General features: G+C 48.6%; 17 protein-coding genes. 14 read left to right on the top strand and 3 right to left on the bottom strand.

The genetic code is table 11. The features are described 5' to 3' along the window. Window positions 1–53 precede the first annotated feature (53 nt). The gene (acnA, locus tag AC0YNS_RS19190) at window positions 54–2,774 is read right to left on the bottom strand and encodes an aconitate hydratase AcnA (protein WP_475782590.1); all 2,721 of its coding nucleotides are present in this window, start codon (window positions 2,772–2,774) and stop codon (window positions 54–56) included. Between the two features lie 304 nt (window positions 2,775–3,078). Here acnA and AC0YNS_RS19185 point away from each other — a divergent pair, with 304 nt between their 5' ends. The 6 genes from AC0YNS_RS19185 (at window position 3,079) to AC0YNS_RS19160 (ending at window position 9,370) form a co-directional block, all read left to right on the top strand. Further along, entirely contained in the window at window positions 3,079–4,281 is a 1,203-nt protein-coding gene (locus AC0YNS_RS19185; RefSeq protein WP_475782589.1) for an amidase domain-containing protein, read from the top strand. Window positions 4,282–4,351: 70 nt separating this feature from the next. Beyond that, a complete protein-coding gene (locus AC0YNS_RS19180) occupies window positions 4,352–5,548 on the top strand; it encodes a D-alanine--D-alanine ligase (RefSeq protein ID WP_475782588.1) in 1,197 nt (398 codons plus the stop codon). A 386-nt stretch (window positions 5,549–5,934) separates the two neighbouring features. Beyond that, entirely contained in the window at window positions 5,935–6,252 is a 318-nt protein-coding gene (locus tag AC0YNS_RS19175) for a hypothetical protein (RefSeq protein WP_475782587.1), read from the top strand. Beyond that, complete coding sequence (gene uvsE, locus AC0YNS_RS19170) at window positions 6,249–7,250, top strand: UV DNA damage repair endonuclease UvsE (protein ID WP_475782586.1); 1,002 nt, start codon at window positions 6,249–6,251, stop codon at window positions 7,248–7,250. Before AC0YNS_RS19175 ends, uvsE begins: the two co-directional genes overlap by 4 nt. Window positions 7,251–7,394: 144 nt before the next feature. Continuing rightward, window positions 7,395–8,165: an enoyl-ACP reductase FabI gene (gene fabI, locus AC0YNS_RS19165; protein WP_090978824.1), complete on the top strand. Its 771-nt coding sequence runs from the start codon at window positions 7,395–7,397 to the stop codon at window positions 8,163–8,165. A 1,055-nt stretch (window positions 8,166–9,220) separates the two neighbouring features. Continuing rightward, window positions 9,221–9,370 (top strand): anti-repressor SinI family protein, encoded by a 150-nt coding sequence (locus AC0YNS_RS19160; protein WP_475782585.1) that lies wholly within the window; start codon window positions 9,221–9,223, stop codon window positions 9,368–9,370. Here the strand turns inward: AC0YNS_RS19160 and AC0YNS_RS19155 are convergent. After that, window positions 9,367–9,708: a helix-turn-helix domain-containing protein gene (locus AC0YNS_RS19155; protein ID WP_475782584.1), complete on the bottom strand. Its 342-nt coding sequence runs from the start codon at window positions 9,706–9,708 to the stop codon at window positions 9,367–9,369. The two genes, AC0YNS_RS19160 and AC0YNS_RS19155, sit on opposite strands and share 4 nt — an antisense overlap. 380 nt (window positions 9,709–10,088) lie before the next feature. Between AC0YNS_RS19155 and AC0YNS_RS19150 the strand changes: the two genes are divergently transcribed. The 8 genes from AC0YNS_RS19150 (at window position 10,089) to AC0YNS_RS19115 (ending at window position 16,350) form a co-directional block, all read left to right on the top strand. Beyond that, window positions 10,089–11,186 carry a hypothetical protein gene (locus AC0YNS_RS19150; RefSeq protein ID WP_475782583.1) on the top strand — a complete coding sequence of 366 codons (1,098 nt, stop codon included), beginning with the start codon at window positions 10,089–10,091 and terminating at the stop codon, window positions 11,184–11,186. Beyond that, window positions 11,183–11,758 (top strand): signal peptidase I SipW, encoded by a 576-nt coding sequence (sipW, locus tag AC0YNS_RS19145; protein ID WP_475782582.1) that lies wholly within the window; start codon window positions 11,183–11,185, stop codon window positions 11,756–11,758. The genes AC0YNS_RS19150 and sipW overlap by 4 nt, the downstream gene beginning before the upstream one ends. Window positions 11,759–11,839: 81 nt before the next feature. Next, a complete protein-coding gene (locus AC0YNS_RS19140; protein WP_475782581.1) occupies window positions 11,840–12,400 on the top strand; it encodes a TasA family protein in 561 nt (186 codons plus the stop codon). Between the two features lie 195 nt (window positions 12,401–12,595). After that, window positions 12,596–13,426, top strand: coding sequence for a hypothetical protein (locus tag AC0YNS_RS19135; protein WP_475782580.1), 831 nt, complete (start codon window positions 12,596–12,598; stop codon window positions 13,424–13,426). Window positions 13,427–13,431: 5 nt separating this feature from the next. After that, window positions 13,432–14,106, top strand: coding sequence for a sortase (locus AC0YNS_RS19130; RefSeq protein ID WP_475782579.1), 675 nt, complete (start codon window positions 13,432–13,434; stop codon window positions 14,104–14,106). A 199-nt stretch (window positions 14,107–14,305) separates the two neighbouring features. After that, on the top strand, window positions 14,306–15,148 hold the full coding sequence (locus AC0YNS_RS19125) for an inositol monophosphatase family protein (RefSeq protein WP_475782578.1): 843 nt from the start codon (window positions 14,306–14,308) through the stop codon (window positions 15,146–15,148). A gap of 99 nt (window positions 15,149–15,247) precedes the next feature. Next, window positions 15,248–15,658 carry a GntR family transcriptional regulator gene (locus tag AC0YNS_RS19120; protein WP_475782577.1) on the top strand — a complete coding sequence of 137 codons (411 nt, stop codon included), beginning with the start codon at window positions 15,248–15,250 and terminating at the stop codon, window positions 15,656–15,658. Then, window positions 15,655–16,350 carry a DUF5808 domain-containing protein gene (locus AC0YNS_RS19115; RefSeq protein ID WP_475782576.1) on the top strand — a complete coding sequence of 232 codons (696 nt, stop codon included), beginning with the start codon at window positions 15,655–15,657 and terminating at the stop codon, window positions 16,348–16,350. Before AC0YNS_RS19120 ends, AC0YNS_RS19115 begins: the two co-directional genes overlap by 4 nt. Window positions 16,351–16,650: 300 nt before the next feature. Here the strand turns inward: AC0YNS_RS19115 and AC0YNS_RS19110 are convergent, their stop codons facing one another. After that, entirely contained in the window at window positions 16,651–17,967 is a 1,317-nt protein-coding gene (locus AC0YNS_RS19110; protein ID WP_475782575.1) for a glutamate-1-semialdehyde 2,1-aminomutase, read from the bottom strand. Between the last annotated feature and the right edge of the window lie 88 nt (window positions 17,968–18,055).

Raw genomic sequence — 18,055 nt, 5'->3', positions numbered from 1 at the left:
AAAAGCGGGTCCGCTCCATGAGGAGCGGACCCGCTTAATTGTTTGCGTTGCAATTAGTTGTTGTTGTTTGCTGCGATCATTTGGCGGAGAACGGTTTGAAGAATACCGCTGTTCCGGTAGTAATCGACATCAACCATGGAATCAAGACGAACGATAGCCGGGAATTCGAACGTAGTTCCGTCTTCGCGAGTAGCGACGACTTGAACCGTTTGGCTTGGTTGAACATCGTTGCTAAGTCCCACGATATCGAATGTTTCGCGGCCTGTAATGTTCAGCGTCTTCCAGCTTGTTCCTGCTTGGAATTGCAGTGGCAGTACGCCCATGCCTACCAAGTTGGAGCGGTGAATACGCTCGAAGCTTTCTGCGATAACGGCTTTTACGCCGAGCAGGAACGTACCTTTTGCCGCCCAGTCACGGGAGCTGCCTGTTCCGTACTCTTTGCCAGCGATAACGACAAGGTTCTTGTTGTTCTTTTGGTACAGCATGGAAGCATCGTAGATCGACATAACTTCTTCAGTTGGCAGGTAAGTCGTTACGCCGCCCTCTGTGCCTGGAGCCACTTGGTTACGAATACGAATGTTGGCGAATGTGCCGCGCATCATAACTTCATGGTTACCACGACGGGAACCGTAGGAGTTGAAGTCGACTCTGTCCACGCCGTGTTTCATCAGGTATTCGCCTGCAGGGCTGTCAGCCTTGATGTTACCAGCCGGCGAAATATGGTCAGTCGTAACGGAATCGCCAAGAAGCGCGAGTACGCTCGAACTTTTGATGTCCGCGATGTCGCCGATGTCAGCGCCAAGGCCTTCGAAGAACGGCGGGTTCTGGATATAAGTGGATTTGTCATCCCACTCATAGCTTTCACCTGTCGGTACATCGATTGCGTTCCAACGCTCGTTCTGCGTAAATACGTTAGCGTATTTGTCGCGGAACATGTCAGGACCCATTGCCGCAGCAATTGTATCCGCAATTTCTTTGGATGTTGGCCAGATGTCTTTCAAATATACAGGCTCGTTCTTGCTGTCATAACCGATTGGATCGGAGGACAGGTCGATGTTCACTGTACCTGCAAGCGCGTAAGCAACGACCAGCGGCGGAGATGCCAGGTAGTTGGCTTTCACTTGCGCGTGAACGCGGCCTTCAAAGTTACGGTTACCGGAAAGAACAGCCGCAACCGTCATATCGTTATCCGCGATTGCTTTGCTTACTTCATCCGGAAGCGGACCGGAGTTACCGATACAAGTTGCGCAGCCATAGCCGGCAACGTGGAAGCCAAGTGCTTCAAGGGACTCAAGCAGGTTCGCTCTCTTCAAGTATTCGGTAACAACCAGGGAACCCGGTGTTAGGGAGCTCTTCACGTAAGCCGGTTTCTTCAACCCGCGCTCAACAGCTTTCTTCGCTACGAGTGCAGCGCCGAGCATTACGCTTGGGTTGGACGTATTCGTACAGCTTGTGATAGCTGCGATTACAACTGCGCCGGTACCCATTTTGCTAACTTGGCCGTTCGTGTGTTTCACTTCTACGAATTCTTCGATCTTGTTGTCGCTCAGACCGTAGCCGCCTTTGTCGATCGGCGTGCGAATGATGCTGTTGAACTCTTCTTTCATGTTCGTCAGCTCAACGCGGTCTTGCGGACGCTTCGGACCTGCAAGGGAAGGTACGATTGTGGACAAGTCAAGTTCTACGATATCGGAGAAAGTCGGCTCCGGCGTATCATCTGTACGGAACATGTCTTGTGCTTTGTAATAAGCTTCAACGAGTGCAATTTGCTCTTCTTCGCGGCCGGTAGCGCGCAGGAAGTTGATTGTTTCGCTGTCAACCGGGAAGAACCCGACCGTAGCGCCATACTCAGGAGCCATGTTAGCAACTGTTGCACGGTCAGCAAGGCTGATGTTGGACAAACCAGGGCCGAAGAACTCGACGAATTTGCCAACTACGCCTTTCTTACGAAGGATTTGTGTAACCGTCAGTGCAAGGTCAGTCGCTGTTGAGCCTTCTGCCAAGCTGCCTGTAAGGCGGAAGCCGATAACTTCCGGTGTAACGAAGTAAAGCGGTTGGCCAAGCATACCTGCTTCTGCTTCGATACCGCCAACGCCCCAGCCGACTACGCCAAGACCGTTGATCATCGTTGTATGGGAATCCGTACCTACAAGGGAATCCGGGTAAACGACAGTTTCGCCGTCGATGGATTTCGTTGCTGCAACGGAAGCCAAGTACTCGAGGTTAACTTGGTGAACGATACCTGTTCCCGGTGGTACTGCGCGGAAGTTCTCGAATGCCGTTTGCGCCCAACGAAGGAAACGGTAACGCTCTCCGTTACGTTTGAATTCGATGTCTGTGTTGTACTCAAGTGCTTCAGGTGTACCGAATGCATCCACCATAATCGAGTGGTCGATTACAAGGTCAACCGGAACGAGCGGGTTGATTTGTTTAGGGTCGCCGCCTGATTTCTTCACGGTATCGCGCATTGCTGCCAGATCGACTACAACCGGTACGCCGGTGAAGTCCTGCAGTACGATACGTGCAGGGATGAATGGAATTTCTTTGTCTTCGCGGCCATCAGCCCAAGTTGCAAGCTGCTTGACATGTTCTTTCGTAATTGCGCGACCGTCGAATTGACGGACAGCTGCTTCAAGAAGCACCTTGATGGAGAAAGGGAGCTTCGAGATTTGTCCCAGGCCTTGCTCTTCCAGACCGCCCAAGCGGTAGTAAGCAAAGGGCTTACCGCCGACTTCAAGCGATTCGCGAACGGAGTATTCGTTTTGATGTGTCATTTGCAATTCGCGCCTCCTTGGCATCCATAATCATTTTGTGGTTTCACTGTGTGAAACACAATTTCAAAAAACATTTGATACCCTAAGTATAGCGTTTTTTATTCGATTTAGAAAGTGCAAATATCACCTTCCGGGGAAGATGTTTCGCCCGTTTTTACATGAATTCGCCCGCCTGCACATATAATGAACCAACTTTATCGGTCCAAGGAAAAATACGGCTATAGTCACGCACGAGTCGCTTATGCACCCAACTGGTGTTCGGTTCCGTGCTGTCCTTATGCCAGAAACAAGGAGGGGAACCAGCGTGCCGCGAACTCGAATATGGGTCGGAACCAATAAACCTTCAGCACCGAAAAAAAGTACGGTGCAGAGCCGGGCGACTCTACTGGGAGCGGAACCGGGAAGCAGCGGCAAGCCGAGCCGCAGCCGCGAGCCTAAGTCGGAGTCGCCAACGTCCTCGCAGCAGACACAGCTTCAAGGCTGGAAAGCTGCTGTCCATCGCTACGTAAAGCTGTACAATCAAGCCGAAATCGATCGCTATGCGCCGCCGTTCGAAGAAATCATCCGAGATGAGGATCACTTGCACCGGTTTACACAGCGGCTGGACCGTCTGCGTGAGCAGGAGCTGCTTCGCGGCGTTCTTCCTTCGCGCAGCGAGACGAGCGCCGAGCTTATCCGAATCAGCGAGTCCAGCTCGCGGTCGGAAGTGGTGGTGCTTATTGAGCTGCGCATCAAACGAACCATGGATCATAATGGACGCACGTATCAGGAGGAACGCTGTGATCGCGAACGGCTGTGGCTGAGCGCAGAGGAAGACGATTACTTCATCTCCCGAATCGAGCCGATTGTCTCGGAGCGGCGGCCGCGCTACAGCTCGTCCGATGCCATCCTTGCCGCCGAGCTGATGCAGGAGCGGGAAGCTTCTTCCGGCAGTCAGCAGCAATCCATACCCTATATAAATTATGATGTTTTGCCGTTTTTCAAACATACTCGTGCAGGTGTCAGATATAGGAGGGATTTGGCGGCTGCTTATGCGGATCGTTGGTGGAACGAAGCTAATCCCGGGTACGAAAATTTTGAGGTGAATTGCACGAATTACGTGTCCCAATGTCTCTTTGCAGGCAGCGCACCGATGAACTATACTGGTAAAAGGGATTCCGGCTGGTGGTACCGCGGCTTCAGCGGCGGCCGAGAAAATTGGAGCTACAGCTGGGCTGTATCCAATGCACTGAAGACTTTGTTGTCGTCTTCTAACAGCTCGGCGTTGCGAGCGACTGTTGTCGATTCCGCCGATCAGCTTGCCCTTGGCGATGTAATCACGTATGACTGGAGCGGCGATAATCGCTTCCAGCACAGTACGGTTGTCACTGCATTCGATGCAGCGGGCATGCCGCTTGTGAATGCCAACACGGTTGCAAGCCGTCATCGTTATTGGGATTATCAGGATTCCTATGCATGGACGGAGCAGACGAAATACCGTTTTTTTCATATTGCGGATGAGTTTTAGCTGCGCATTAACCCAGGTGAGTATGACAACCCATACGTATGGGAATTTTAACATAACCGGAGGATGAATCATGGGGGAGAAAGTGCGCGTAGGACTTGTTTACGGAGGACGCTCAGGCGAGCACGAGGTCTCTCTACAAACCGCTCTTGCGGTCATGAAAGCTTTTGATTACAGCAAATACGAAATTAAACCTTTCTATATTGGTAAAGACGGCGAGTGGCGCGCAGGGGATACGCTGCTGGCTGCGCCAAGCGGTCTGGAGCAGCTGCGGCTGGCCGGCAGCGATGCGATTATCGGTACCGGAGCGTTAATGCCGGTATTCGGAGGACAATTGTCGGAGCTTCAAGATGCGTCTATTGACATCTCTTCGGTACCCGGAGCTGTGACGATCTCTTCCGTGGGTCAACAGGTGGATGCGGTCGAAGCGGCTGATGATGGTCAAATTGACGTCGTATTCCCGCTGCTGCACGGTACATTCGGTGAAGACGGCACGATTCAAGGCTTATTCGAGATGGCGAACATCCCGTATGTTGGGGCAGGCGTTCTGGCTTCGGCAGTCGGCATGGACAAAATCACGATGAAGAAAGTTTTCGCGCAAGAAGGCTTACCCCAGTGCGTGTTCCGCTACTTCAACCGCACGCAGTGGCAGAAGGATTCGGACGACTTTTATATCATGGAAATTGAAACCGCACTTGGCTATCCTTGCTTCGTGAAACCGGCGAACCTTGGCTCGAGCGTTGGGATCTCCAAAGCGCGCAACCGTGAAGAGCTCATCGCGGCTGTGGATTATGCGCTTCGATTTGACCGTAAAGTCATCGTCGAGGAGTTCGTGGACGCGCGTGAAATCGAAGTAAGCGTGCTTGGCAACGATGAGCCGCGTACTTCTGTTGTCGGCGAAATTACATCTTCGAGCGAGTTCTACGACTATAAGGCGAAATACATCGATGGCAAATCGATGATGCATATTCCGGCCAACATCCCGGCAGAAGTCTCGGATTCCGTTCGAGAAATGGCGCTTCGCGCGTTCCTTGCGATTGACGGCTCCGGTTTGTCGCGTGTCGACTTCTTCATGCGCAAGGAAGATGGCCAGCTGTTCATCAATGAAGTGAATACGATGCCCGGCTTCACGCCGTACAGCATGTATCCACTGATGTGGAAGGAAAGCGGCGTTCCGTATACGGAACTTCTCGATACATTGATCGCGCTTGCGATCGAGCGTCACGCAGAAAAGCAGCTGATCGATTATAGCGGAGGAACGCCGGCTTAAGGGCCGGTTTTCCCCGTTTTTTTGTAGGTTCGAGCGAGCGAGGCCGCGTACCGGGCGGCGGTTCGCGCGGCGGTAATGTTGCATATTGTGCAACATTTTAGCTCGTTTTTAGCTGATAAAGGGTAAATGTTGCATAAAGTGCAACATGTTGCGGACATTTGAGGCTAGAAGTGCATTTCTCAGAAAAAATGTTGCAATTGATGCAACAATTCCTCTCCTAGTTAGCTAAATGCGCAAAAGTGTTGCATATTGTGCAACATTTCCTCCGCGCACGTTCCAACTAGACGGCAAATTGTCGGACATGCTGTGTCCGAGAGGGGATGCGCAGCATTAAGGTTTTTGGCAAAGTTTACATACCTATACTAACGATTACTGGAGGTTTGTTCATGGGATTCCAAACCGAGTTTAACTCTGTATGCAAATTTAAATCCAAGCAAGAGCTGTACGAGCTGCTGGAATACGGCCGCGGCAAAATGGTAAAGAGCGGCTTCCGGGTATACCCTACCGGTCAGAAGGTGATTGCTTACACGCCGGAGAACGAGGCGATTGCAATCGTGAAAATCCGCGTTTCTATTGCAGAAATTAATTTTCAAGGCGAGGAAGTAACCGAAGTGGAAATGGACCTTGTTCGTAAGCTGACGGAGGAAGAAGCGCGCGTGCAGACGGCGCTGGCTTATGAAATGTTCTTCGGGGATCAGGCATGATCGTTCGCTTCGGCTTCGTTGCCATGAGCGTATTACTGGAGAATGCTTCGCCCTCGAGGACGATGACGTATGCGACATTTTCCAAGCTGGATGATCGTGAGGCTGCACTTCGCAGACTGGAGCGGATTGCGGAGGATAATCTCCGCACCACGCTTCGCTTAATGAAGCACTGCGTGGGTCATGACGTGTTTGTTTATCGGATGACCTCCAAGATTATTCCGCTTGCTACCCATGATGCGCTGAAGGATTGGGATCCGTATCCGCCGCTGGAGCAAGCTTTTGCCGAGATTGGGCAGTATGCGAAGGAGAAGGGGATGCGGCTTTCGTTTCATCCTGACCACTTCTGCGTATTCAGTACGCCAAGGCCAGAGGTGCTGGCGAAGTCCAAGGAGGATCTGGAGTACCATGTCCGGATGCTGGAGCATATGGGGCTTGATGAGTCAGCCAAGTGCAACATCCATGTCGGCGGTGCGTATGGGGACAAGCCTGCGTCTGCTGAGCGGTTCGTGCAGCAGTTCGGTCAGTTGGATAACCGAATTCGCAATCGGATCACACTTGAGAATGACGATAAGACGTTCACTTTGCGCGAAACGCTCGGCGCAGCCGAAGCGGTTGGGACGCCGATGGTGCTGGATATCCATCATCATGCGGTTAATGACGGAGGCGAAACGGACAGTACGCTGTACGGCGAGCTATGGCCGCGCATTCTGCGGACATGGACGGGGCCGGACGGACAGCCTTTGGCACTGCCGCCGAAGCTGCATGTATCCAGCCCGAAGAGCGAGCGCGATCCGCGCGGCCATGCCGACAATGTCGACGTAGGTCCGTTGCTGCGGTTTCTGCGGGAAACGGCGGGCTCGGTCGATCAGCTGGACGTCATGATTGAAGCCAAGCAGAAGGATGCGGCATTGCTGCAGCTCATGGCAGATATGCGCCAGCTGGAAGCTGAAGGGGCCGGCATTCGCGTCATCAACGGAGGAAGTATTGAGATAACCTAAGGGACAGGAAAAGCTTGATCTTTTCAGTCCCTTAGGTTATTTTTGGTTAAGGAAGCGCTATCATTTCTGGGGATTCCTAAGGTGCAATCACACCCTGGTCAATCATCATGGGCTCACAAATATTCTCGAGAGGATTGTGAAACGATGAATGGATTATTAGCAGGGAAAAATGTGCTTGTTATGGGTGTGGCGAATGACCGCAGTATTGCCTGGGCGATTGCCCAGTCGCTTGCTGCACAGGGGGCTCGCCTAGCTTTTACATACGAGAATGAGCGCGTAGAGGAACGGGTACGCAAGCTGGCGGAGACGATTCCGGGCTCCTTATTCCTCCAGTGCAATGTCACGGTGGATGAAGAAATCGAGTCGCTTGCGGTTCAGTTGAAAGAATCGTTCGGCGTGCTGCACGGACTTGTTCACAGTATCGCATTTGCGAAGACAGAAGAGCTTGACGGCATGTTCGTCGACACTTCGCGTGCCGGCTTCGCTCTGGCGCACGATATTAGCGCTTACTCGCTTGCAGCTGTTGCGCAGCGCGTCTATCCGCTGATGACAGAAGGCGGCAGCATCATGACGATGACGTACCTCGGTGCCGAGCGTGCGCTTCGCAATTACAATGTCATGGGCGTGGCGAAGGCGGCTTTGGAAGCTTCGGTTCGCTATCTCGCTGCAGATCTGGGACCGCATAATATTCGCGTTAATGCTGTGTCGGCGGGTCCGATCCGGACACTGGCTGCCAAAGGCATCAAGGATTTCAACTCGATCCTGCGCCAAGTGGAAGAGAAATCCCCGCTTCGCAAAACGACCGAAGCTGCGGAAGTCGGCGATACGGCGATGTTCCTGCTCAGTCATCTGTCGCGCGGGATTACAGGCGAGATCATTTATGTGGATAATGGATACAATATTGTCGGAGTATAACGTAGGCTCGTGAGGATATAGGCGATTCTTGAGTGAAGCCGAGCAAGTAGGCTTCTACTCCAGGGTCGTCTTTTTTGTGTGGATTGCGATACAAAATGTATTTCAGGGAGTGATAACTAAGTGTGGGATAGGAGGTAATTATTAACATATTATTCCTGATTTTCGCGCTTTACCGACATAGAAAGTCACGTTTTTCCCATGGAAATGCGGTAAATATGAGGTTTTATAGGGCATTATAAAATATTTTTGCGCAAAACATCGTTCGACAGCCTTTTTTGTGTGAAATTTGTATTATTGTGATAGGAAGAAGGTTTGGACATTGGGTAATTAGACCTACCTTCCTTGCCGTAGTGAATATAAATGACATGCTGGAGGGTCGAACGGTTATGTTATACGCTGCAAAAGATGAAGCTAGAGAAATGGATTGGATCGTCATATTGCTTCAAGCCCAAGTTCAAGGTGAGACCATTGAGAAAGTGAAGCAGTGTATGGAGAAATGCAATAGTAGGATCGATTCTAAGACACAGGCAAATGGCTGATTTGAATAAAACGTCAATGCCTCGTGTTGCCCTTTGGTGGCATTACGAGGTGTTTTTGTTTCTATAGAGGATTGAACATGTTTTTGGCAGAACCGAATACATGAAAGCTATCTGTTTGTCGGGGTTAAGTCAGCAGGATGAATAGAGGGGCGATTATCGGTGAGAAGTCGAGTTTGTGGCTTCTAAGCCGGGGTCGTCTTTTTTTTGTGGGTTTCGATACTAAGAGTTTTCAAACGAATTTTAAACTTAGTGTGGAATCAGAGGGAATAATTAACATTTAATCCCTGTTAGTCGAGTTTTTTCGACATGCTAAGTTTTGTGTACTCGGTGAATAAGTAGTGAAAATGCGGTTTTATAGGAGAAGATAAATTTTTATCGCAAAAAGCACCATTCGACAGCCTTTTTTGTATACAACTTGTATCATGTTGTTAGAAGAAAGTTCTGGAGTTGGGTAATTAGACCTAAGGTTTCTTGTCGTCGTTAAAACAAATGACATGCTGGAGGGTTCAATTGGTTATGTTATATCCTGCAAAAGAGGAAGCCAAAGAAATGGAATGGGTAGAATTATTGCTGCAAGCCAAAGCTCTCGGCGTGACCGTTGAAGAAGTGAAGCAGTTTATTGAACGCTGCAAAAGGTTGAACGATACCCAAAAGCAGGCTAATTAGTTGCTCTCGTTATTTTTCTTCCACTTCTGAAACTCTAGAAACTCTTTGAATTGGCTCTTGCTGATCCCTGAAGCCATGGCTTCTTTAAGGAGCAGTTGCCAGTCTGGGTCTAATTGCTGAGCCAGCTCGGCATTGTCTCCATATAGAATGGCATGGATGGATACGTCGAGCGCAGTAGCTACTTTCTCAAGAAACTGAATGGATGGATTGGATTGTAAGCCGCGTTCTACGCTGCTGATATAGGACTTGGCTACATCGGCTCGTTCGGCGAGCTCCGAGATAGACATTTCTTTACTGATCCGAAGCTGCTGAATTCTCTTTCCAATTTCCTCGAACATGAGCATGCATCCTTTTATGTTTGTAGAGTTAAGATACAAATTCTTACAAATTCCTTTCACGTCTACTGATATCTTAAGGTCAATAGATTGAATTGTAAAGTAATCTGCCATGAAAATGTGAAACCGGTCCTTGGGATCGGTTTTTTGTGTTGTCGGTGAAAGATGTTAAAAGAATCGTTGTTCACTATAAAGAACGTAATATGGAGAAAAAAAGATCCTTAGTGAGTAAAATGAAGGAATTATAGGCTTATGAGAGGATATTGTTCTCAAACAAGAACAATACGGGCTAATTCAACCTTTTCATAATGGAAGATAATAGGATATAGTTGAGACATGAAACGTTCTCAATAAAGAACGAACACAGGACGAGGAGGGAGTCCTTGCTACCGAGATCCGAGAAAACCAAACAAGCACGTAGAGTTCGTCGACAGAGAAGGCTCTTGATTTCACTGAATATCCTCATTGTCAGTTGTTTGTTGTTCGTGATGACATCCAACCGTGTGGGAGTCACTTATGGCCTATTTACATCGACAGCTGAGGTTACCACTCAAATTACATCCTGTCCGGTGTTTCCAAGTGTTATTCAAGAGCTGCTTGATAGTTTCGCAGTTGATATAAACCAAAGCAAAGCTGCTTATGCCAGTCTGGTTCCTTATACTTCTCCACCAGTTGAAGTGCCGGCAGAGGTTGATATTTCCGGGGCAACGGATGAGCAATTGGAAGAACTACAGCAATCATTGAATTCGCAGATTAATACTATTTCATCAGCGCTCCAATCCATTCAAGAACTTGCGGTTGCAAATGAACAGGCTTGGACAAACGTGCAAAGCGAGCTAAGTGATGGTGAGGCTGTCATAGTACAGCTATCCGGATATTTGGAATCGGTTGCTTCTAATTGCTTAACTGTTAAAGCTGAAACGGCGCTTGAACGTTTCCATGAAGCAATAAATCAAAGCGTTATGGATTCTAGCGCTCTCCAAGAACAGGCGTTACATGTTTATGAAGAGCTTCAAGCTATAAGAACTGGGGAGGTACCGGCACTGTCATACGCAGACAATGCTTGGATAGATCCTCACAATTCGGAATTTGTTGATATGTATAACACACTACAAACAGAATATAGCAATGGTGCATCGGCCTATATGGAGCTTAAAACAAAATTGGTTGCGCAGCTTAATCAGATTGATGATGAAATTGTTGCCAGGAATTTGGCTGAAGAGATCAGTAAATTGGCAGATCCGGTTACGGAGAAGTCAGAAGATAAAACTGGTGAACAGGTGGATCCGAATTCAGACCAAGTTCAAGTTCCAGATCAAGGGCAGGATCAAGTTCCAAAACAGGACCAGGATCAAGATCAAATGCAGCAAGATAGTCCAGACGATATGAATCCAATAGATTCTCCGGAAGATCAGAGTCAGTCGAAAAAATCTGTATCAGAGCCTCAAAATTCAGATGAATCAGGTGGTGGATCAGAATGAAGTTAAGACGTTTTATCAGCAATACCTTTACGACAGTGCTCCTTATTTTATTCCTTGTTGTGGCCACATCGGTTGTTATTTCCAAGGCTTCAGGCGGTGAGCCGACATTTTACGGTTATGAAATCAAGATTGTATTATCCGGCTCCATGGAGCCAGGTATTCATACAGGTTCCATTATTGCCATTAAGCCCGGTGGTGATATGAATCGATTTGTGAAAGGCGATGTCATCACGTTCAAGGATAAGGAAGATCATGTCGTAACGCATAGAATCGCATCTGTTGTGGATAATGCAGGGCAGAAGCTGTATACAACCAAGGGCGATAATAACAGTATTGCAGATTCGATACCTGTTCCATCCTCAAAGATCGAAGGTGAGTATAGTGGTTTTACCGTACCGTACATCGGATATGGAATGAGTTTCGCGAATTCGAAAATGGGTAGCTTGCTCCTAATGGTTGTACCCGGCGCACTTCTCCTGCTTTATTCAATCCTGGTTTCTTGGAAAGCGATCTCCGAGTTGGAGAAGAAAAAATCAGAACAAGCCAGATCTAATCCAGAAACAAGTAGTTAATGGTGGTTGTTCTCCTTACGCAAAGTAAGGATGCAATAATATTAATCACCTCGAAAGAGGATACCTGGGGAGGAAATAAGAATGAGTATTAAAGTTAAATTGGGATTGGGATTGGCAACAGCAGCACTTGGATTGTCTTTAATTGGTGGAGGAACGTTTGCTTACTTTAGCGATGCAGTGCGGGCCAATACAGTACTCAATTCGGGAACAGTTGATTTAAAACTACTCTCGAGCGGAAATCCAGTAGATTTTGAAGAAATCTCGTTTAATAATATTGCTCCTGGTGACACTATGAAAAGAACAATTACTTTGAAGAACGCAGGCAGCATAGATTTATCCCAAGTACTAGCGACTACAATTGTCGATAACCCAGCACTTGCTAGTCAAATAGAATTATATGACATAACTACCAATGAAAACAGTCCGGTACTTGTTGGAACTTTGGCTGATCTTGCCTACGTCAACCAAGACGTAACTGCTTTGATGAGCAGCATTAAGACAGCTGGCGGGACACAAATTATTAAACTAATGTATAAATTTAAAAATGAAGGCGATCAAAATATTTACCAAGGTCAATCGCTTAAATACAAAATTACCTTTAATGTGCTACAAAGAGCAGGGCAGATCATTAATCCTTCCTAAAAGAGTAGTATGTTGAATTCCCCTTTATTAAAAACGGGCACCTGTGAGTTTCGCAGGCGTCCGTTTTTTAAATTAGGCGTATACAGAATATGGTTTTCCGCATGCCCTAATGACGAACGACAGAGAGTTCTGATTAGAGAACTAGAACTCTCCTTTATCCAAGGAAAATGACAAAAGAAGAGGAGGTGGGTAGTGATGGAGTTTTGGAAAAGACTTCGAGCACTATTTGTTCTAGGATATGTATTAATTTTCTTAGTAAGCGTGTTCTGGAGTGCAGGGCAAGTCAACGCAGAGACATTAAAACTAAAAATAGATACGAATCAGGTAAGCTTTTTAAGTATGACTAATTTAAAGCCTGGAGATCAAATTACATCGAAACTAAAAATAAAAAATGCTGGGGATGAAGAATTTTCGTACCTCATAAATTCAATCTTTGTATCCGGTGACAGAAATTTTTACGATCTTCTTGAAATAAAAATAAGTGAAGATGAAAATGTGGTATACAACGGGAAATTGAGCCAGCTTATAAACCAAATCAAAATCGGTAAGCTAGCAATCAACGCCGAAGACACTATGGATTTTAGTGTAATATTTCCACCAGAAGCCGGGAATGAGTTTCAGGGGAAGCAAGTCACAATAGCATTTGATTTCACTGCTTTAGAGGATGAACCAACAACGTCTCAAGGCCCGAATACACCGACGACTCCAGGTCCGAAAGCAGAATCGGAACCGATGCAAACATCTTCAGACATAATACTTGATGATCCTCAAACTAATGCACAACAAGGAAACTCGCCGAATACTGAACAGATTCCAGAATCGGATTCATTACCGCCCCCCGGTACTTCTGGGGCACTGATAACTACCAAAGATGAGCAACAATTGCCAAGCATGAGGTTACCACTTCAAGGGTTACTACCAAGCACAGCAAATAATTGGTACAACCTAGCTATCGCAAGCTCGTTATTGATCCTTGTCTCTGCAACTCTATTGAAGAAACTGAAATCGAAGCCGGAAGTGAAGTAGCTCGGATGGTGAAAAGAAAGCTAACGATAACTGTCGCGAGGGCCATTCTCCTGTTATCCATTAGCGTACTTCTGTATGCGGTCTATCATATATTTGCTGCTCCTATTCAAGAGAATCTGGCACTAGAAGAGTGGAATCAACTAAAATTGAAAATCACCCAGCCTTCTAAGTCAGCAGAACTTGTCATTCCGACCGGATTTGTTGATTCAGAACAATATGCCAGCTCATCTATTCCACAAACTGATGCAAGTTCGCTGAATCGTACGCCATCCGGAACGTCAGGAGATATTTTAGGTGAGCTATATTTCCCAAAGTTTAAAAAGAGATTTGCCATAATTGAGGGCACGGGTTCCATCCAACTCGCTAGAGGAGTTGGACATCTCATTGGCAGCAGCAGCCTCGGATCGGTAGGGAATAGTGTGCTGGCGGGACACCGAGATACGGTTTTTCGTAGATTAGGTCGCTTAAAATTTGGAGATAAAATTGAGGTCACAACAATAGATGGGACATTCATTTATGAAATGGCCAGTAGCCGAGTTGTAGATGAGAATGAACGAAATGCAATAGTACAGTCACAAGACCGTATCCTCACGCTGATAACCTGCTATCCTTTCCAATTTATAGGTCCTGCTCCACAGAGGTATATCCTCACAGCGAAGCTGATAGAAATGGTACAATAATTTAAAGTCCAATAAAAACCCCTTACTGCTAATATTTGCAGTACGAGGTTTTTTGCAATGGCTCTGCTGGCATTTAGGATACCAATTGGAGTAAAATAGGTAAGATGTATAGTGTTGTATCCGAGCGAAACTTTGCCAAGCGTAAAACGTATTGTACATAAACATTTATGAACTCATAGGAAAGTAGCGTGGTTTAACCATGAGTGAACAGGTTATCGGAGGGAAGAGCTTTACCGCTGTTGCGATTAATTGTGCAGCGAAAGCCGGAGAATGGATAAAGACGAAGCTTGGTAACCATACAAGCCTTTCGCTTAAATATTCCGCGCAAGACTTAGTCACGGAAGTGGACAAAGGCGCGGAGGCAATGATTCGCAATCTAATTATGACGCATTTCCCTCAGCATTCTTTTCTGGGTGAGGAAGGCGTACAGCCGGGACCGGAAGCATCGACCAAGGCACTGCAAAGTGTTAGAGATGCTGAGTATCTATGGATCGTAGATCCACTGGACGGGACGACGAACTTCGTACATAGCTTCCCGTTCTTCTCGGTATCGATTGCGCTTGCGCATAAGGGAGAAATTATCGTCGGCGTGGTGTATGATCCGATACGAGACGAATTGTTCGTAGCCGAGAAGGGCAAAGGCGCTTATGTGCGCGGTCGCCGTATGGGTGTTTCTGCGGAGGACACACTGCGTGAGAGCTTAATCGCGACAGGCTTCCCGGCGGATCAAGAGTATGCGCTTCCACTCAATATGAAGGGGCTTCAAGCGCTGGTACCGCAAGTTCGTAATATTCGTTCCGGCGGATCGGCTGCGCTGCATATGGCTTATGTTGCATCCGGACGGCTTAGCGGCTTCTGGGAATACGGTCTGAATTCATGGGATCTAGCGGCAGGCACGCTGCTGATTACAGAATCCGGCGGACGGGTAACCGATGTAAAAGGCAGTCCATATGATTTAGGCGTACGCCATGTGGCCGCTTCGAACGGACATATTCATGACGAGTTTGTGCAAGCGCTCCAGCAAGCGGAATCAGGCATCTAAGTGAAGAGAACGTCTCTGCAACCGTCAAGTATGACGGGAGAAGAGGCGTTCTTTTGCATATGATAGCGTAAGAAGCTTTCATGAGGGGAGGCGGGCAGGATGTTTATCGAGCTCGATGTGCACGGAGACGTGCCGCTTCAGGAGCAAATTGCGCATCAAATCATAGCGGGCATTGCCTCCGGAGCACTGAAGCCTGGCAAAACCTTGCCTTCGGCAAGGCGGCTTGCTTCGGATCTGAGGATAAAATCAACGATTGTTCATAAAGCCTATCATACGCTGTTATCGGAAGGGTTTCTGCAAGAGCGTTATGATGGCAAATTAGGCGTACTCATCCCTGCACTTGGCGAAATGCCGCGCGTAACGGACGGCTACAAGGATCGGCTTTCGAAGCAGCTGCGCGCATTGGCGGCGGAAGGTCGGGCCAGAGGGATGACAGAAGCTGAATTCAGCAAAGCTTGCCTGAACATTTATCGAAGTGATTTGACGAGGATGGGAGATTCACTGGAATGAAGACGAATCACAAACAGTCGGTTGCGCCCGGCTGGTATTTGCTGCAACTGGCACTAATTGCGGTATCGGCCATATCCGCAGTATTGCTGTGGGATCAGATTCCCAATAAGCTCGCTGTGCACTACAATATTACTTTTCAACCCGATCGCTACGCTGCGAAGGGTTTCGGTCCGGTGTTCATGTTTAACATCGTGCAGCTGTTTCTACTCGCCATCATGATGGGGGCTGACTACGTTGTTAAGCATGCCACGCAGCAAGCAGGGACAGGGATGACGAATGAGAAAAGCTTTCACTTTCGGTATGCGAACAGCGTTTTTCTATATGGGTTATCGCTCTTGCTCGTCTTGTATTTCAGTTATGTACAAGCAACTACATTGTACGGCTGGTCGAGGCCGCTTCTTCTCATTGGCACCATAGCTTTGTTTGTACTCATTATTGGCGGCTTGGCTTTTCTGATCATGTATATCCGGAGGTTGCGACTAACGCAGCACGTGGAAGGTGATCTGGGTGAAGAGGGGCGCTGGATGGCAGGCGGTATTTATTATAATCCACAGGATCCGTCCATATTTGTGCCTAAGAAATATGGCGTTGGTTGGACATTGAATTTCGGGAGGCCGATGGGGTGGCTGGTGATCGCGACGTTGTTCGCGATTCCGTTTCTCATAGCCGGCGTGATTGCGCTGATGGAGTAGTGGGGTCATGGCTGCCCCGCGCCAGCAACTGAAAGCCAACCTTCGCTATTCTAACGAACCGTGGAGGCCTTATTTGAGAGAAAAAGGTTCCACGAACCACAGGGGCCTTATTGAGTCAATATTCGCTGAAATACTCGAGTGTTGGCCGAATAGCGCCTGTGGGGTTCGTTAGAATTTCAAAACACTGCTCATTGACCAAATAAGGCCCGTACGGTTCGTTAGAATTTGCGGGTAACTAAATCACCACTACTACAAAAATAAGGCTGAACAGGAGTCCCACTCCTATTCAGCCTTATTCATTTACTTCGCCATCGCGGCAAAAGCATGCTCAGCCGCAGCGATCGTCGCTGCAATATCTTCGCTCGTATGGGCGGTAGTCAGGAACCACGCTTCATACTTGGACGGTGCGAGGCAGATGCCTTGATCGAGCATGAGGCGGAAGAATTCAGCGAACTTCTCGCCGTCCGTATCCTGCGCTTCATCGTAATTCGTAACGGGATGATCGCAAAAATGAGCGGAGAACGAGCCGCGAATACGGTTTATCGTAAGCGCGATGCCATGCTTCTCGGCCGACACTTGCAGCGCAGCGGCAAGCTCAGCTGCCTGCGCATCCATGCGCTCATAGGCGCCGGGCTGCTGCAGTACTTCCAAGCAGGCGATCCCGGCGGAGATGGACGCGGGATTGCCGGCCATCGTACCCGCCTGATAAGCAGGTCCAAGCGGAGCGACCTGCTCCATTACATGCTTGCGGCCGCCGTAGGCGCCGATCGGCAGGCCGCCGCCGATGATTTTGCCAAGCGCCGTGAGGTCAGGCTCAATAGCTGCATGATCAGGGAATGCGCTGTAGGTTTGCGCACTGCCGTAGTGGAAGCGGAAGGCGCTGATGACTTCGTCATAGATGACAAGCGCACCGGCATCACGGGTCATCTGGCACAACCCCTCAAGGAAACCCGGCTTCGGCATCACCATGCCGAAGTTGCCGACAATCGGCTCGACCATAACGGCTGCGACCTCATTACCGAAAGTATCCAGCGCGACGCGTAGTCCGTCAAGATCATTGAACGGCACCGTGATGACTTCGCTGGCAATGCTTGTCGGTACACCGGCGCTGTCTGGAATACCGAGCGTCGAAGGACCGGAGCCCGCTGCTACGAGCACCAGGTCAGAATGGCCATGATAGCAGCCGGCGAATTTGATGATTTTGCTCCGTTTGGTGTAAGCACGTGCGACGCGGATGGTCGTCATAACGGCCTCTGTACCGGAGTTGACGAATCTCACTTTATCCATGGAAGGGATGGCATCCTTCAGCATGCGAGCCAGTCGGATCTCCAGCTCTGTCGGCGTTCCGTAGAGCGTGCCGTTAGTGGCCGCAGTAGTGATTGCCTCCGTGATATGCGGATGTGCATGACCGGTAATAATCGGACCGTAGGCACACAAATAATCGATATAACGATTGTCGTCGACATCCCAGAAATGCGCGCCTTGCGCGCGTTTCATGAAGACAGGCGCACCGCCGCCTACCGCTTTAAACGAGCGGGATGGACTGTTGACGCCGCCGACAATATGCTCAAGCGCTTCGGCATAAAGCTGTTCCGAGCGCGGTCGTTGAATGGACATGGTGAAACCTCCTAAATGGTTTACGAGTACGTGAACGATATCTGATAAGGATACTGCTTGTACCACCTACACAATATCTTATTGTAAC

This window comes from Paenibacillus sp. J22FR21 (assembly GCF_056269135.1).
The sequence above is the reverse complement of the archived record's forward strand: the minus strand, read 5'-3'. Positions and strand labels throughout refer to the sequence as shown.